The following is a 15,674-nucleotide window of genomic DNA, read 5'->3' as shown; positions in this document are numbered from 1 at the left end:
CCCGGTGACCGAAGAGCTGCAGGCCATTGCGGCGTCCGTGCGCAAGTTCGCCGAGAGCGAGCTCGCGCCGTACGCCGTCCAGTGGGATCAGGACAAGCACTTCCCGGTCGATGTTCTGCGCCGGGCCGGTGACCTCGGCCTCGGCGGGATCTGTGTCGCCGAGGACGTCGGCGGATCCGGTCTCGGCCGGCTCGAGGCGGTGACGATCTTCGAGGAGCTGGCGCGCGGCGACACGGCGATCGCTGCCTACGTGTCGATTCACAACATGGTCGCGTCGATGATCGACAAGGCCGGTACGCCGGAGCAGCGCGAGCGCTGGATCCCCGGGATGGCCGCGATGGAGGACCTCGGCAGCTACTGCCTGACCGAGCCAGAGGTCGGCTCAGATGCCGGCGCGCTGCGCACGACCGCGAAGCGGGACGGCGACGAGTACGTGCTCGACGGGGTCAAGCAGTTCATCTCCGGCGCCGGATCTTCCAGCGTGTACGTCGTCATGGCGCGGACCGGCGTACCGGGCCCGCGGGGCATCTCGGCGTTCATCGTTCCGGGTGATGCGCCCGGCCTGTCGTTCGGGGCGAACGAACGCAAGATGGGCTGGAACACCCAGCCCACCCGGCAGGTCATCTTCGAGGGCGTCCGCGTCCCGGTGGATCAGCGGCTGGGCGAAGAGGGCGACGGTTTCGGGATCGCGATGCGCGGGCTGAACGGTGGGCGGCTCAACATCGCGGCCTGCTCGCTGGGTGGTGCGCAGTGGGCGCTCGAGCAGGCGACCCGCTATCTGCAGACGCGTTCGGCGTTCGGCGCACCGCTGATCAGCCAACAGGCGTTGCTGTTCCAGCTGGCAGACATGGACACGGACCTGACCGCCGCCCGTTGCCTGCTGCTGCATGCGGCGGAGTCGCTCGACGACCAGGCTGCCGACGCCGTGAAGATCTGCGCCATGGCGAAGCGATTCGTCACCGACGCCGCGTTCACAGTGGCGAACTCCGCTCTGCAGCTGCACGGTGGCTACGGTTACCTGAGCGAGTACGGCATCGAGAAGGTCGTGCGCGACCTGCGGGTCCATCAGATCCTGGAAGGAACCAACGAGATCATGCGACTGATCATCGGGCGGGCCCTCGTCGAGGAGGCTGCATGACGGCCCCAGTGCTTGCGCACGTTGACGGCCATGCCGGTCACTTGGTGCTCAACCGGCCGCAGGCGATCAATGCGCTCACCCACGAGATGGTCACGATCATCCGGGGCGTTTTGGCCGAGTGGGCGACCGATCCCGCCGTACAGACTGTCGTCCTGACTGGCAGTGGTGAGCGTGGGTTGTGCGCGGGCGGCGACATCGTCTCGATCTACCACGACGGGATCGCCGGCGGTACGGCGTCGACCGAATTCTGGGCCGACGAGTACCGCCTGGATGCGGAGATCGCGTCGTACCCGAAGCCGTTCGTCGCGATCATGGACGGGATCGTGCTCGGTGGTGGGATCGGGCTTTCGGCGCACGCTGGTATTCGGGTCGTGACCGAGCGGTCGAAGATCGGTATGCCGGAGACCGGGATCGGCTTCTTTCCGGATGTCGGTGGGACGTACCTGCTGTCGCGAGCGCCGGGAGAGTTGGGCATGCACCTCGCCTTGACGGCCGGTTCGGTGCGCGCGGGAGACGCGATCGCGGTTGGGCTCGCCGACTCGTACGTGCCGAGTGATCGGTTGCCGGATCTCCTTGCTGCGTTGGCGACTCAGGACGCGGCGGCTACGGTTGCGTCGTTCGCTGACCCCGCGCCGGAGTCTGGATTGGTCGGCGATCGGGAATGGATCGACGCGGCCTACGAAGGCGACGACGTGGTGAAGATCCACAGCCGGCTCGCCGATTCCGACGTACCGGCTGCTCGGGAGACCGCGACGGTGTTGCTCGCGAAGTCGCCGACCTCGGTCAAGGTGACGTTGCGCGCGCTCCGGGCTGCGGCTGACCTGCCGTCGCTGCGGGCTGCGCTGGATCAGGAGTACCGGTTGTCGGTGCGCTTCCACGGCTCGCACGACTTCATCGAGGGGGTGCGGGCGCAGGTGATCGACAAGGACCGCAACCCGCAGTGGTCCCCGGCGACCTTTGACGGTGTCTCCGATAACGCCGTGAGTGCCTACTTCGCCGGTCTCGGCGACGACGAGCTTCGCTTGACTGAGGAGAGTGCACAGTGACTGTTGTTGCCTTCATCGGCCTGGGGAACATGGGTGGCCCGATGGCCGCCAACCTCGTCAAGGCCGGCCACCGGGTCAGCGGTTTCGACCCGGTCCCCGCCGCGTGCGCTGCGGCTGTTGAGGCCGGGATCGAGGTGGCCGAGTCAGCCGCCGCCGCGGTCGCGGAAGCCGAGGTCGTGTTGACGATGCTGCCCAGTGGCAAGCACGTGCTCGACGTCTACTCAGGTGCGGACGGCCTGCTGGCCGCGGCGCCTGCCGGCGCGCTGTTCGTCGACTGCTCGACCATCGCGGTGGCGGATGCTCGCGCTGCGGCCGCGTTGGTTGTCGCTGCCGGGCACCGGGCGCTCGACGCGCCGGTCTCTGGCGGCGTCGTTGGTGCGACCGCCGGAACGCTGACGCTGATGGTCGGCGCTCTCGCGGAAGACCTGGAAGCTGTCCGCGCGGTGCTGGAGCCAATGGCCGGCCGGATCGTGCACTGCGGCGACCCGGGCGCCGGGCAGGCCGCGAAGATCTGCAACAACCTGATCCTCGGCATCTCGATGATTGGCGTCAGCGAGGCGTTCGTCCTGGGGGAGAAGCTCGGGCTGACCCACCAGGCGCTGTTCGACGTGACGTCGACCGCGTCCGGCCAGTGCTGGGCGCTCACCACCAACTGCCCGGTGCCCGGCCCAGTGCCGACCAGCCCGGCAAACCGCGACTACCAGCCTGGCTTCGCGGCCCCGCTGATGGCCAAGGACCTCGGCCTCGCCATCGAAGCAGCCGAAGGAACCGGTACGGCGACCGCTCTCGGCGCACTCGCCGCCGGACTCTTCCGGGAATTTGCCGACGGCAACGGTTCGGGGCTGGACTTCTCCGCCATCATCAACGAGATCCGGGCGGCGTCATGACCTCCTATGAAACCATCTTGGTCACCCGGGACGGCCGGACGGCGACCATCACGCTGAACCGTCCGAAGGCGCTCAACGCACTGAACGCCGTACTGATGAACGAGGTCGTGGACGCCGCGACGACGCTTGATCGGGACCAGGGCGTCGGCGCGATCGTGATCACCGGCTCCGAGCGGGCGTTCGCCGCCGGCGCGGACATCAAGGAGATGCAGGCCCAGTCGTACCAGGACATGTTTCTGTCCGACTGGTTCACCGCCTGGGACCGCCTCGCCGCCGTCCGTACGCCGCTCATCGCCGCCGTCAGCGGTTACGCCCTCGGCGGTGGTTGCGAGCTGGCGATGATGTGCGACGTACTGATCGCCGGCGACAACGCCAAATTCGGCCAGCCCGAAATCACTCTCGGCGTGATCCCCGGCATCGGCGGCTCCCAGCGCCTGACTCGCGCCATCGGCAAGGCCAAGGCAATGGACCTGATCCTCACCGGCCGCACCATCGGCGCCGACGAAGCGGAACGCGCCGGTCTGGTCTCCCGCGTCGTACCGGCCTCGGACTTGCTGGAAGAAGCCGCAGCCGTCGCTCACAAGATCGCCGAAATGTCGCTACCCGCTCTCTACGTGGCGAAAGAAGCCGTCAACCGAGCCTTCGAAAGCACTCTCGCCGAAGGCCTGCTCTTCGAGCGCCGCACCTTTCATGCGACCTTCGCCTTCGAAGACCGCACCGAGGGCATGACTGCTTTCATCGAGAAGCGCCCAGCGAAGTTCACCCACCGCTAACGGGCTGACCGCTAACGTCCGAAGCACCGGAGGGCCCGTCTCCGGTTTTTCGGACGTTAGCTACGTGCCTGCGGTCGGCGCCCGGTACGGCGGGATGGTTGATCGCCGCTCCGGACAAGCCGGACACGTTGTCTGTGGCTGGTCGCCGCGGCGGCCGCGTTACATAAAGAGCTTGGCTGGGCCGGGTGCCTGGTTGAGGTACTGGCGAGGTCAGCGATCGCGTTCCCGCCGATTGAGGTGCTCGCTATGGTTGCGGCCGGTTGTGGGGATGCCTGGAAAGTGACCCGCCGCTGTGGTGAAAAGCGCTGGCAAGGAGGCGTGGGGTGCTGCAGCGCCCGGCTGACCCAGGTCACCCCGCTGGGCTTGAACAAGTAGTTACCTGTTCCCGCCCACCGTTTCTTGTTCAAACCCCCGGCAGTTGACCCCGCCGCGCCCGGCTGACCCCGGCAACCCTCATTACACGTGACTTTTTCGGCGTATGGACCCGAAAAATCTCCGCGTAGTGCGAATCGGTGGGCGGGTATGCCAGTAGGACTCCCCAGTGCCCGATTCGTGAGGTATCCGGGCGGGCTGGGGAGCGAAACTGACCTGGAATGACGGGTAAAGCTCCCCGGCCCCACCCCACTAGCCCGCCTGGCGAGCTGGGTGGAACGTTTTGTGCAAATGGCGACATGAAGTTTCCACCCTCGGCGCCGCTTTTGGACCTCAGCCATAGCGGGCACCTCAAGCAGCGGGAACGCGATCGCCGACCTCGCCAGTACCTCAACCACCCGCCGGTCTCAGCCAAGCTCTTTATGTAACGCGGCCGCCGCGGCGACCAGCCACAGACAACGTGCCCGGCTTGTCCGGAGCGTCGAGCAACCATCCCCGCCGAAGGTCAGCCGCCCGGCAGGAACTGGTGAGCGGAAGGGAACACCGGCTTGCGGCGGGCTCGGAAGGCGTTGACGCCTTCGGTGTAGTCGGAATCAGGCCACGCGAGATCGCTGTGAGTACCAGCGGTGATTTGTTTGGCGGCTGCGATGGTGGTTTGGGAGCGGGTGGTCAGCAACCGCGCGAAGTCCAACGCGCGTTTGTCTACGTCTTCGGTGGTTAGTTCGGTGATGAGGCCTACGCGTTCGGCCCAGGTGGCGTCGAGCAACTCGCCGGCGTAGAGGAGCCGGCGGGTGTTGCCCAGGCCGACCAGTCCGATCAGGCGGTGGGTTGGGGCGTAGGGATAGACGATGCCGAGGCGGCTGGCGGTGACGCCGAACCGGGCGGTTGCATCGGCGAACCGGAAGTCGGCGGCGACGGCGATCTCGCAGCCTCCGCCGACGCAGCTACCGCGGACGGCCGCGATGACGGGCTTCGGGAGCCGCGCGATGGTCTGCTCGGTCGCCAAATGCACGCGATGGAACTCGTCGGGGTCGTCCGGCAGGTCGTCGATGTCGGCGCCGGCGCTGAAGTCGGCGCCTTCGCCGCGGATCACGATGGTGAGGATCCGGGGGTCGTCGGACAGGTCACGCAGGACGCGGTCAAGGTCGCGCCACATGGACATCGTCAGCGCATTGCATTTGCCGGGATGATCAAGGGTGACGGTCGCGATCCCGTCGACTGCTTCGCAGACCACTGTGCCGTTCAGGGAGGGGTCAGCCGGCAAGGGTCGGCACCTTGCGCTGCTCGACGCCGACGTAACTGCTGAGCGGCCGGATCAGGGAGTTCGACTCGAGTTGCTCCATGATGTGCGCGGTCCAGCCGGTGATCCGGCTCATCACGAACAGTGGCGTGAAGATCGGGATGTCGAAACCCATCAGGTGATAGACCGGCCCGGTGGGGTAGTCGAGGTTCGGGTGGATGTCCTTGACCCGCAGCATGGCGGCTGCGAGGGCGTCGTACGTCGCCAACAGGTCGGCGGACTTGCCGTCGCTGGTGAGTTTGCGTAGCTCGGCCGTCATGGTGGGGACGCGAGAGTCGCCGTTCTTGTAGACGCGGTGCCCGAAGCCCATGATCTTGCGCTTGTCCACGAAGGCCTGCTTCAGCCAGGGCTCGACGTTGGCCACGTCGCCGATCTCGGCGAGCAGGTGCATGACGGCCTCGTTGGCGCCGCCGTGCAGCGGGCCCTTGAGCGCGCCGATCGCTGCGGTGACCGCACTGTAGATGTCGGACAGCGTCGAGGTGACGACGCGGGCGGTGAAGGTCGATGCGTTGAAGCTGTGTTCGGCGTACAGGATCATTGAGACCTCGAACGCGCGGACCTGCTCGGCCGGCGGGATCTCGCCGAAGCACATCTGCAGGAAGTTCTCGGCGTACCCGAGGTTCGCGTCCGGCAGGATCGGCTCCAGCCCGCGGCGGCGGCGCTGCTCGAATGCGACGATCGTCGGGAGCTTGGCGAACATGTCGATCGACTTCGCCAGGTTGTGGTCGCGGTCGTCGAGACCCTCGGTCGGGTCGTCGGCGCCGAGATAACTGATCGCGGTCCGCAGGACGTCCATCGGGTGGCAGTCCTCGGGCAGCCGCGAGAGTGCGCTGGTGACGTTACGGCCGAGGGTACGGCGGTTGCGCTCGACCAGCTTGAATTCGGCCAGCTGGTTGGCGGTCGGCAGTTCGCCGTGCCACAGCAACCAGGCGACCTCCTCGAAACTGCAGGACTCGCAGAGCTCTTGGACCGGGTACCCGCGGTAGGTCAGCGAGTTGGTCTCCTGGTTCACCATCGAGATCGTGGTGGTGTCGACGACGACGCCGGCAAGGCCTCGAAAGATCTGACCGGGGTGGTGGGGCGGGGAAGGTATCAGGCCGGTCATGAGTGCTCCTGCGGAATGTCGAAGTTGAAGATGTCGGCGTCGAAGCGGCTGTACTCGGCGTACTTGAGCAGCTCATACAGTCGCGCACGGGTCTGCATGTCGGGGACGAGCTTGGCCTGCGTCCCGTCGTCGGCGATCAGGTCGAGACCGCGCTCGATCGCACCCATTGCGATCCGGAGCAGCGTCACGGGGTAGATGACGATGCTGACCCCGGCATCCGCGAGCTCACTCGCCCGGAACAGCTCGCTCTTGCCGAACTCGGTCATGTTCGCCAGGACCGGTACGCCGACCGCGGCGCGGAAGGTCTCGAACTCCTGCACGGTCTCGAGCGCCTCGGGAAAGATCAGGTCGGCACCGGCGTCGACGTACGCCTTGGCACGTTCGATCGCCGCATCCAGGCCCTCGATCGACCGCGCGTCGGTGCGGGCGCCGATGACGAAGTTCGGGTCGGTGCGGGCGCTCGCAGCAGCCCGAACCCGCCGTACCATCTCGGCCGGCTCAACCACCGACTTGCCGTCGAGATGCCCGCAACGCTTGGGATTTACCTGGTCCTCAAGATGACAACCGGCCACCCCGGCAGCCTCCAGGCTGAGAATCGTTCGAGCCACGTTCATCGGCTCGCCGAACCCGGTGTCGGCGTCGATGAACGTCGGCAGGTTCGTCACCGAGCTGATGTCGCGACCGCGATCCGCCACCTCGGTGAGCGTCGTCAGCCCGATATCCGGTAACCCTCGTTCGGCAGCCAGTACGGCGCCGGAGATGTACACGCCGTCGAACCCGCGGTCCTCGATCAGCCGAGCAGTCAACGGAGTGAAGGCCCCAGGGAAACGAAGCAGCCGCCCGGAGGCCAACCCCTCCCGCAAGGCAATTCGCTGTTCCATCAGAACAGGCCTTCCGGGGCGTCAGCGAGCTTGACCTCGTCGACGGTCACCGTGAGATCGCGGACCTCGGCGGCGGTCAGCTCCGGGAGGCGTTCGACCAAGTTGATGAACCGGCGACGCTCAGGCTCCGACACAACTCCGGTGGCGAGCCGCCGGAACTTGGTGAGGTAGTTGCTGCGGGCAAACGGTCGGGCGCCGCGCGGGTGCGCGTCCGCGACACCGAGCTCATCGGCCACCACCGTGCCGTCTTTCAAAGTGATCTCGACGCGGCCGCCGAACTCGGGCTCGGTTGCGTGGTAGCGCTCGGTCCAGGTCGGGTCCTCGACCGTCGTGACGCGGTGCCAGAGGTCAACAGTGTCCGGGCGGTTCGCGCGCTCGGGAGCGTAGGAATCCACGTGGTGCCAGGTGCCGTCCTGCAGAGCGACCGCGAAGATGTACATGATCGAGTGGTCAAGAGTTTCGCGGCTCGCCTGAGGGTCAAGCTTCTGCGGGTCGTTCGCGCCGGTACCGATCACGTAGTGCGTGTGGTGGCTGGTGCGGATCAGGATCGACTCGATCTGGCTCAGGTCGGCGATCTGCCCCCGCATCCGCCGCGCGAGGTCGATCAGCGCCTGGCTCTGGTATTCCGCCGAGTGCTCCTTCGTATACGTCCGCAGGATCGCAGCCTTCGCCTCACCACGCGCCGGCAACGGCACCGTGTACGCCGCCTCCGGCCCGCTCAGCAGCCAGGCGATGAAGCCGTCCTCGCCCTCGTAGATCGGGGTCGGCGCACCCTCGCCGCGCAATGCCCGGTCCATCGCCTCGATCCCCGCCTTGCCGGCAAAGGCAGGCGCGTAAGCCTTCCAGCTGGAGATCTCACCCTTGCGCGATTGCCGCGTGGCCGTCGTCGTGTGCAGCGCCTGGCCGATCGCCTGGAACGTGATCTCAGGCGACGTACCAAGCAACGTCCCGAGCCCAGCCGCGACCGACGGCCCGAGATGCGCAACGTGGTCGATCTTGTGCTCATGCAAGCAGATCCCGGTGACCAGATTCACCTGCACCTCGTACGCCGTTGCGATCGCCCGCAGCAACTGGTTGCCATCAGCCCCTACATGCTGGGCGACCGCGAGCAGCGGCGGGATGTTGTCGCCGGGATGCGAATAGTCCGCCGCGAGGAACGTGTCGTGATAATCGAGCTCCCGTACGGCGACCCCGTTGGCCCAGGCCGCCCATTCGGGGGAGACGCGGACATCAGGCGCCGTACCGATCACTGCTGCACCGCGGGCCTGCGGATGCGCCAGGGCCTGGCCGCGGGCCGCAACCACCGGCTGGCGGTTGACCGAAGCGACCGCCACGGAGGCGTTGTCGATGATCCGGTTGATCACCATGTCGGCCACGTCCGCTGTCACCTCGACCGGGTCGGCGGCGACCTCCGCGAGCTTCCAGGCGAGTTGGTCCGTCCGGGACAGACGGTCACTGCTGGGGTGGACGCGGACGTCGTGCTCGATCACTGGTGCATCTCCTCTGCCGAAAACGGTGGGTATGCACCGAGATTCGCACCGGGGGAGAGGCTTGTGAAAGAGAGCCAATTTGCCAACTTGTGAAAGCCAAGATTTGCAATGACACAGGGCTAGCTGTGGCGCTCCGGCACCGACAGTGGATACGGGACGAACGTGCTGCGGTCCTCGTCGACGTTCAGCGGACGCCCGATCGGCGGCGCCGCGCGCTGCGGGCAGCGCGGCCGCTCACAGGTCCGGCAGCCCGGCCCGATCGGCATCGCCGAGCCGCGATCCTCGAGGTTCAAACCGTCGGCGTACACCAGTCGGCCGGCTTGCCGAACTTCGCAGCCAAGCCCGATCGCGAAGGTCTTCGCAGGTTGCCCATAGCCGCCACGACTCCGGGTCAACGCCCGCGCAACCCACAAGTACCGTTGCCCGTCAGGCATCTCCGCGACCTGAGTGATCACCCGGCCGGGAGCGGCGAACGACTCGTACACGTTCCACAGCGGGCAGGTGCCGCCGCTGCGCGAGAAGTGGAAGCTGGTCGCGGACTGGCGCTTCGAGATGTTCCCCGCGCGATCCACTCGAACGAAGATGAACGGCACTCCACGCAGGCTCGGTCGCTGCAACGTGCTCAGCCGGTGCGCGATCGTTTCGTAGCTCACGCCGAAATGGTCGGCGAGCAGCTCAACGTCGTACCGGAAGCGTTCGGCAGCTTGGAAGAACGGCGTGTACGGGAGGATGAATGCGCCCGCGAAGTGGTTCGCCAGTCCGATCCGAGCCAGCTGCCGGGTCTTGTCGTCGGGCCACGGTTCGGTGTCCAGCAGCTCGTCGATCTGCGGCTGGGCCTCAAGGAACGCGAGCTGGGTCGCCATCCGGAAGGCCTGCTGCCCGGCCTGCAGGTGTGAGGAAAAGTACAGCGTTCGCTCGGCCCGTGCGTAGTGATGGAGGTCGTTCGTATCGGCCGGATCGTCGAGCGACCGCTGCGCGATCCGGATGCCGTGCGTCTCGCTCAGATGGTCGCGCAGCCGACGCCGCACCTCGCCGCGCCGGGTGCCGAGCTCCTTGGCGGATGCTTCGGCTGCGCGGTCGAGGCCGTCGAAGTAGTTCTGGTGCCGGTAGAAGTAGTCGCGGACCAGTTCGTGTGGACTGCCGTCGGTCGGCGATGCCGTCCGGCTGTCTGTGAGGGTTTCGAGGTGCTCGGCCAGCCCGCGGTGCTTGCGGTAGAGCGCGATGACAGCCTCAGCGACCTCAGGCATCGAACCGGCGAGTTCCTGCAGGTCAGCGGCCGGAACAGGGGATCCGCCCGGGCGGTTGGGAAGAGCCTCGCGAAGCTCGGCGAGCTGCCGGGCGGAGTCCTGCGGAGCGAAGAACGTGGCGTCGATCCCGAAGACCTCGGTCAGCCGGACGAGCACGCTCACGGTCAGCGGCCGGCTGTCGTGTTCGATCTGGTTCAGGTAGCTGGCCGAGATCGCCAGGACGCGGGCCAGGTCGACCTGGCTCATGCCGCGGTCCTGCCGCAATCGCTTCAGCCGCCCACCGGCGAACACCTTGTCCACTCCGCCAAGTTACCGCGTTCTTGCGAAGACCGGCATTAACAAAGTTAGCAAATCGGCCTCTCTTGGTTGTCGGAACTTCGCAGGTTCCGCCCCCTGACAGGCAACCACCGGCGGTGTGAGTGTCGTGGCACCAGGTTGCACGGCGCAGAATTTTTAGGCTCAAGGAGACGACGATGACCAGCACCGGAGAACAGCTCGACCAGCAGTGGGCGACCGACCCGCGGTGGGCGACGGTGAAGCGCGATTACACCGGCGCGGACGTCGTACGGCTGCGGGGGACTGTCCAGGAGGCGCACACGCTCGCCGATCTCGGTGCGCGTCGGCTGTGGGACCTGATGCAGACCGAGGACTACGTCCACTCCCTCGGCGCGCTGACCGGAAACCAGGCCGTCCAGCAGGTGCGCGCCGGGCTGAAGGCGATCTACTTGTCTGGTTGGCAGGTGGCTGCAGACGCCAACCTGTCCGGGCATACCTACCCCGACCAGAGCCTGTACCCGGCCAACTCGGTTCCGTCCGTGGTCCGCCGGATCAACAACGCGCTGCTCCGCGCCGACGAGCTGGAGCATGCCGAGGGCAACGTCACCCGGGACTGGCTGGTTCCGATCGTGGCCGACGCGGAGGCTGGCTTCGGCGGCCCGTTGAACGCGTACGAGCTGATGAAGTCGATGATCGCGTCCGGCGCGGCCGGTGTGCACTGGGAGGATCAGCTCGCGTCGGAGAAGAAGTGCGGTCACCTCGGTGGCAAGGTGCTGATCCCGACCAAGCAGCACGAGCGCACCCTGAACGCAGCCCGGCTGGCGGCCGACGTGGCCGGCGTACCGTCGGTTGTCATCGCGCGGACCGACGCGCAGGCCGCGACGCTGATCACCAGCGATGTCGACGAGCGCGACCAGAAGTTCGTCACCGGTGAGCGCACCGCGGAGGGCTTCTACCGGGTGACGAACGGCATCGAGCCGTGTATCGACCGCGGTCTCGCGTACGCCGAGTACGCCGACCTGCTGTGGATGGAGACGTCCGAGCCGGACCTCGAGGTCGCCCGCCAGTTCGCCGAGGCGATCAAGAAGGAGCACCCGGAGCAGTTGCTAGCCTACAACTGCTCGCCGTCGTTCAACTGGAAGAAGCACCTCGACGACGCGACGATCGCCAAATACCAGCGCGAACTCGGTGCCATGGGCTACAAGTTCCAGTTCATCACGCTGGCCGGTTTCCACGCGCTGAACTACTCGATGTTCGACCTCGCCCAGGGCTACGCCCAGAACGGCATGACCGCGTATGTCGAGCTTCAGGAGCGCGAGTTCGGCGCCGAGTCCCGCGGTTACACCGCGACCAAGCACCAGCGCGAGGTCGGCACCGGCTACTTCGACGCCCTCAGTACGACGATCAACCCGCAGGCGTCGACCACCGCGCTGACCGGTTCGACCGAGGAGGCGCAGTTCTGATGAATGTCCAGGCAGCCACCTGCTCGGCCCGCTACCACGTCGAGGTCCGCGGTGCCCACGGTCCCCGGTACGACGAGATCGTCACGCCGGAAGCACTCGACTTCCTGCGTGATCTGCATCGGACGTTCATCGACCGGCGCAACTACGTGCTCGACCGCCGCTTTCGCCGTACCGGGTTGGGGTTCTTGACCGAAACCAAGGCGATCCGTGAGGACCCGACGTGGACGGTCCCGCCGCCCGCACCCGGGCTGGTCGACCGCCGCGTCGAGATCACCGGACCGGTCGACGCCAAGATGGCGATCAACGCGCTGAACTCGGGCGCGAACGTCTGGATGGCCGACTTCGAGGACGCCACCAGCCCGACCTGGACCAACGTGATCGAGAGTCAGGTCAATCTGCGGGATGCCATCGCGGGCACGCTGCGGCATGTCAGTGCCGAGGGCAAGGAATACTCGCTCGGCGCGGACCTGGCGACCATCGTCGTCCGGCCGCGCGGCTGGCACCTGCTGGAGCGGCACATCGTTGTCGACGGCAACCCGGTCCCGGCGTCGCTGGTCGATTTCGGGCTGTTCTTCTTCCACAACGCGCAACGGCTGATCGACCAGGGGAGTGGACCGTACTTCTACCTGCCGAAGCTGGAGAGCCACCTCGAGGCGCGGCTGTGGAACGACGTGTTCGTCTTCGCCCAGGACCGCCTCGGCATCCCGCAGGGGACGATCCGCGCGACCGTGCTGATCGAGACCATCCCGGCCGCGTTCGAGATGGACGAGATCCTGTACGAGCTGCGCGACCACGCCGCCGGGTTGAACGCCGGCCGCTGGGACTACATCTTCAGCATCATCAAGAACTACGGCAAAGATGCGTCGTTCGTGCTGCCGGACCGCGCCGAGGTGACGATGGCGGTTCCGTTCATGCGGGCGTACACCGAGCTCCTCGTGCAGACGTGTCACAAGCGTGGCGCCTATGCCATCGGTGGCATGGCTGCGGTGATTCCGAGCCGCGAATCCACAGCGGCGCTGGAGAAGGTGCGCGTCGACAAGGAGCGCGAGGCAACGGCCGGGTACGACGGTTCGTGGGTGGCGCACCCGGGTCTCGTCGAAACCTGCCGTACGGCGTTCGACGAGGTGCTCGGTCAGCGGCAGAACCAGCTGCACCGGACTCGGGACGAGGTGTCGTCAACCGAGGACGACCTGCTGGCAGTTGCCGACACACCGGGCACTGTCACAGCGAACGGCGTACGGACGAATGTGTCGGTGCTGGTGCGCTACCTGGATGCGTGGCTGGATGGCCGCGGTGCGGTCGGGCTCGACGGCCTGATGGAGGACGCGGCGACGGCGGAGATCTCGCGGTGCCAGCTGTGGCAATGGATCCACCACGGCACGGTGATGGATGACGGCGCCCGAGTGACCGTGCCGTTGATCGCGCAGTTGCTGGACTTCGAGCTCGCTGCTCTTCAGGCCTCGGCTGAGCGAGGTGAGGCCTTGCGGGATCTGGTCCGGTTCGGCGCGCTCCGCGAGACGTTGCCGCCGTTCATCACGGAGTACGCCTACCGGCGCTATCTGGTCAGTTTGCAGAAGCCCGCGCCCTGAGAACAGTATTGTTAACCGGTTGACGATCGGTTACCTTGTTCTCATGGTGATGACGGAGGTGAGCACTGTCCGGCGGCCGCTGCTGCTGATCGGTGTGCTGAGCGGGTTGACGGCGGTCGCGCCGTTCGCGATCGACATGTACGTGCCGGGCTTCCCGGAGCTCGGGCGCGAGCTCGGCGCCGAGTCCTCGGTCGTGCAGTTGTCGATCAGCGTGTTCCTGATCGGGCTCGTGGTCGGTCAATTGGTGATCGGGCCGATCAGCGACCGGATCGGCCGCCGCCGGCTACTGCTCCCCGGTACGGCGCTCTTCGCCGTACTGTCCGTTGTCTGTGCGCTGGTTCCGACCATGCCATTCCTGCTCGCGGGGAGGTTCCTGCAGGGCTGCGCCGGAGCGGCCGGGACGGTTCTCGCGCGAGCGGTGCTGACCGATCGATTCGCCGGACCGCGGCTACCGTTCTACTTCTCGATCCAGTCGATGATCCTGGGGGTGGCCCCGGTGCTGGGGCCGGTGATCGGCGGACTGATCGTCACGGCCGGCGGCTGGCGGGCAGTGTTCTGGGTGCTCGCGGCCCTTGGCGTCGTGCTGTTCACCGCAGTGCTTGTTCAGGTGCCGGAGTCGCTGCCACCCGAGCGCCGCGCCACCAGCGGAATCGGCAGTACGTTCGCGACGATGGGCACGCTGCTCCGTGACCGAGCCTTCACCGGTTACGTCCTGACCCTGGCCTTCGCTGCGGGCGCGATGTTCCTCTACATCGCCAGCTCGAGCTTCGTCTTCCAGGACACCTTCGGATTGTCGGCGGCGCAGTACGGGCTGGTCTTCGCCTCCAACGCCGGCGTGATGCTGGTCGCGAACGTCGTCTTCGGCATCACCTCGAAACGCATCCCTCCGGAGCGATTGCTACCCCGCTACATCGCGGTCGCCCTCGCCGGCGCCGTCGGGCTGGCGATCCAGGCCACCACTGCGCCGACCCTGGCCGGGACGTGGATCTGCCTGGCCGTCGTCCTGTTCGGCATCGGCGGCACCTTCCCGTCGGTCACCACCATCGCCCAGACCATCGGCCGCTCCCGTGCGGGTACCGCGGCCGCTCTGTCCGGCAGTGGCTCCTACCTGTTCGGCGCGCTGACCAGCCCGCTCGGCGGCGGTACGGTCGGCACCATGTCCGTGCTCATGCTGGCCGCATTGGCACTCGCCTCCGTCGCTCTGCTCTTCGCTCGCCCCTGGCAGCCCGTCGTCGAAAGGACGCTGGCATGAACCTGACCTTGCTGCTGCTGACCAAGCTCGCGAAGCTCCGCCTGTCCACCATCCCCGCGCCGGAAACAGACCCGAACAGCATCGCGATCGACCCGGACCCCGCCGTACAGATTCGTCCGGGCCGATCCGTGCACTCCACCAAGGGCATCCGGTACGACGGCAAGCTTCGGATGGACCTGTTGGTTCCGTCCGGCCCCGGCCCGCATCCGGTCGTTCTGTACCTACCCGGTGGCGGCTTCGTCGCCGCCCGCCGACAGATGGCCAGTAAGCAACGAGCCTATGTTGCCGACGCCGGGTTCGCGGTGGCCAGCATCGACTACCGCACCACGTCCAACGGCGCGACCTACCGTGACGGTCTCGCGGACGTCGCCGCGGCGCTGCGATTCCTGCACGCCCATGCAGCCGAGTATCACCTCGACCCGATGCGGATCGCAGTCTGGGGCGAATCGGCCGGCGGCTACCTGGCGTCGATGGCCGCGACCGAGCCGGATAACCAGTTCGTCGCCGCGGTCAGCATGTTCGGTGCCTCCGACCTCAGCACGCTCACCGACGGCTTCGACATCGAGGCGCCGGACGCGATCGCGGCGTACGTTCCCGACTTCTGCGAGGGGAACCCGGCCGGTCGCGTCACCGACCAGACCCCGCCGTTCCTCCTCCTGCACGGCGACGACGACCGACTGATCGCACCGGCCCAGACCGCGATCCTGCATCAGGCATTACTTGCCGCAGGCATCGAGAGCACCCGGTATGTCGTCCGCGGCGCCGGCCACGGCACTCTGTCCGAGCACCCCGCCGTCTGGACCAGTGCCGCGCTGATGGACTACGTCGTCGACTTCTTCCGCGCTCACCTCTGAG

At 66.9% G+C, this 15,674-nt stretch carries 13 protein-coding genes; 8 read left to right on the top strand and 5 right to left on the bottom strand.

Annotated features, from left to right (window positions below):
* The first annotated feature begins 4 nt into the window (after nucleotides 1-4).
* The 4 genes from E1263_RS01235 to E1263_RS01220 are packed head-to-tail and all read left to right on the top strand — an operon-like array spanning nucleotide 5 to nucleotide 3,844.
* A complete protein-coding gene (locus E1263_RS01235; RefSeq protein WP_132164371.1) occupies nucleotides 5-1,138 on the top strand; it encodes an acyl-CoA dehydrogenase family protein in 1,134 nt (377 codons plus the stop codon).
* A complete protein-coding gene (locus E1263_RS01230) occupies nucleotides 1,135-2,184 on the top strand; it encodes an enoyl-CoA hydratase/isomerase family protein (RefSeq protein ID WP_132164369.1) in 1,050 nt (349 codons plus the stop codon). Before E1263_RS01235 ends, E1263_RS01230 begins: the two co-directional genes overlap by 4 nt.
* The gene (gene mmsB / locus E1263_RS01225) at nucleotides 2,181-3,071 is read left to right on the top strand and encodes a 3-hydroxyisobutyrate dehydrogenase (RefSeq protein WP_202868665.1); all 891 of its coding nucleotides are present in this window, start codon (nucleotides 2,181-2,183) and stop codon (nucleotides 3,069-3,071) included. The genes E1263_RS01230 and mmsB overlap by 4 nt, the downstream gene beginning before the upstream one ends.
* Nucleotides 3,068-3,844: an enoyl-CoA hydratase gene (locus tag E1263_RS01220; RefSeq protein ID WP_132164367.1), complete on the top strand. Its 777-nt coding sequence runs from the start codon at nucleotides 3,068-3,070 to the stop codon at nucleotides 3,842-3,844. The genes mmsB and E1263_RS01220 overlap by 4 nt, the downstream gene beginning before the upstream one ends.
* Before the next feature lie 877 nt (nucleotides 3,845-4,721).
* On the opposite strand, the gene E1263_RS01215 is transcribed toward E1263_RS01220, so the two are convergent.
* The 5 genes from E1263_RS01215 to E1263_RS01195 all read right to left on the bottom strand — a co-directional run bounded on the left by E1263_RS01215 (nucleotide 4,722) and on the right by E1263_RS01195 (nucleotide 10,539).
* Nucleotides 4,722-5,480: an enoyl-CoA hydratase/isomerase family protein gene (locus E1263_RS01215; protein ID WP_132164365.1), complete on the bottom strand. Its 759-nt coding sequence runs from the start codon at nucleotides 5,478-5,480 to the stop codon at nucleotides 4,722-4,724.
* The gene (locus E1263_RS01210; protein ID WP_132164363.1) at nucleotides 5,470-6,621 is read right to left on the bottom strand and encodes a bifunctional 2-methylcitrate synthase/citrate synthase; all 1,152 of its coding nucleotides are present in this window, start codon (nucleotides 6,619-6,621) and stop codon (nucleotides 5,470-5,472) included. The genes E1263_RS01215 and E1263_RS01210 overlap by 11 nt, the downstream gene beginning before the upstream one ends.
* A complete protein-coding gene (gene prpB, locus E1263_RS01205) occupies nucleotides 6,618-7,502 on the bottom strand; it encodes a methylisocitrate lyase (protein ID WP_132164361.1) in 885 nt (294 codons plus the stop codon). Before prpB ends, E1263_RS01210 begins: the two co-directional genes overlap by 4 nt.
* A complete protein-coding gene (locus E1263_RS01200; RefSeq protein ID WP_132164359.1) occupies nucleotides 7,502-8,992 on the bottom strand; it encodes an MmgE/PrpD family protein in 1,491 nt (496 codons plus the stop codon). The genes prpB and E1263_RS01200 overlap by 1 nt, the downstream gene beginning before the upstream one ends.
* A 119-nt stretch (nucleotides 8,993-9,111) precedes the next feature.
* Nucleotides 9,112-10,539, bottom strand: a complete 1,428-nt coding sequence (locus E1263_RS01195) for a short-chain fatty acyl-CoA regulator family protein (protein ID WP_132164357.1) — start codon at nucleotides 10,537-10,539, stop codon at nucleotides 9,112-9,114.
* A 173-nt stretch (nucleotides 10,540-10,712) separates the two neighbouring features.
* Between E1263_RS01195 and aceA the strand changes: the two genes are divergently transcribed.
* Genes aceA through E1263_RS01175 form a run of 4 tightly spaced genes read left to right on the top strand, consistent with a single transcriptional unit; the run spans nucleotide 10,713 to nucleotide 15,673 of the window.
* Nucleotides 10,713-11,978, top strand: a complete 1,266-nt coding sequence (gene aceA, locus E1263_RS01190; RefSeq protein ID WP_132164355.1) for an isocitrate lyase — start codon at nucleotides 10,713-10,715, stop codon at nucleotides 11,976-11,978.
* The gene (aceB, locus tag E1263_RS01185; protein WP_132164353.1) at nucleotides 11,978-13,567 is read left to right on the top strand and encodes a malate synthase A; all 1,590 of its coding nucleotides are present in this window, start codon (nucleotides 11,978-11,980) and stop codon (nucleotides 13,565-13,567) included. The genes aceA and aceB overlap by 1 nt, the downstream gene beginning before the upstream one ends.
* 43 nt (nucleotides 13,568-13,610) lie before the next feature.
* A complete protein-coding gene (locus E1263_RS01180) occupies nucleotides 13,611-14,819 on the top strand; it encodes a multidrug effflux MFS transporter (protein WP_202868664.1) in 1,209 nt (402 codons plus the stop codon).
* Nucleotides 14,816-15,673: an alpha/beta hydrolase gene (locus tag E1263_RS01175; RefSeq protein WP_132164351.1), complete on the top strand. Its 858-nt coding sequence runs from the start codon at nucleotides 14,816-14,818 to the stop codon at nucleotides 15,671-15,673. Before E1263_RS01180 ends, E1263_RS01175 begins: the two co-directional genes overlap by 4 nt.
* Nucleotide 15,674 lies beyond the last annotated feature (1 nt).

This window comes from Kribbella antibiotica, assembly GCF_004349055.1.
Lineage (GTDB): Bacteria > Actinomycetota > Actinomycetes > Propionibacteriales > Kribbellaceae > Kribbella > Kribbella antibiotica.
The sequence above is the reverse complement of the archived record's forward strand: the minus strand, read 5'-3'. Positions and strand labels throughout refer to the sequence as shown.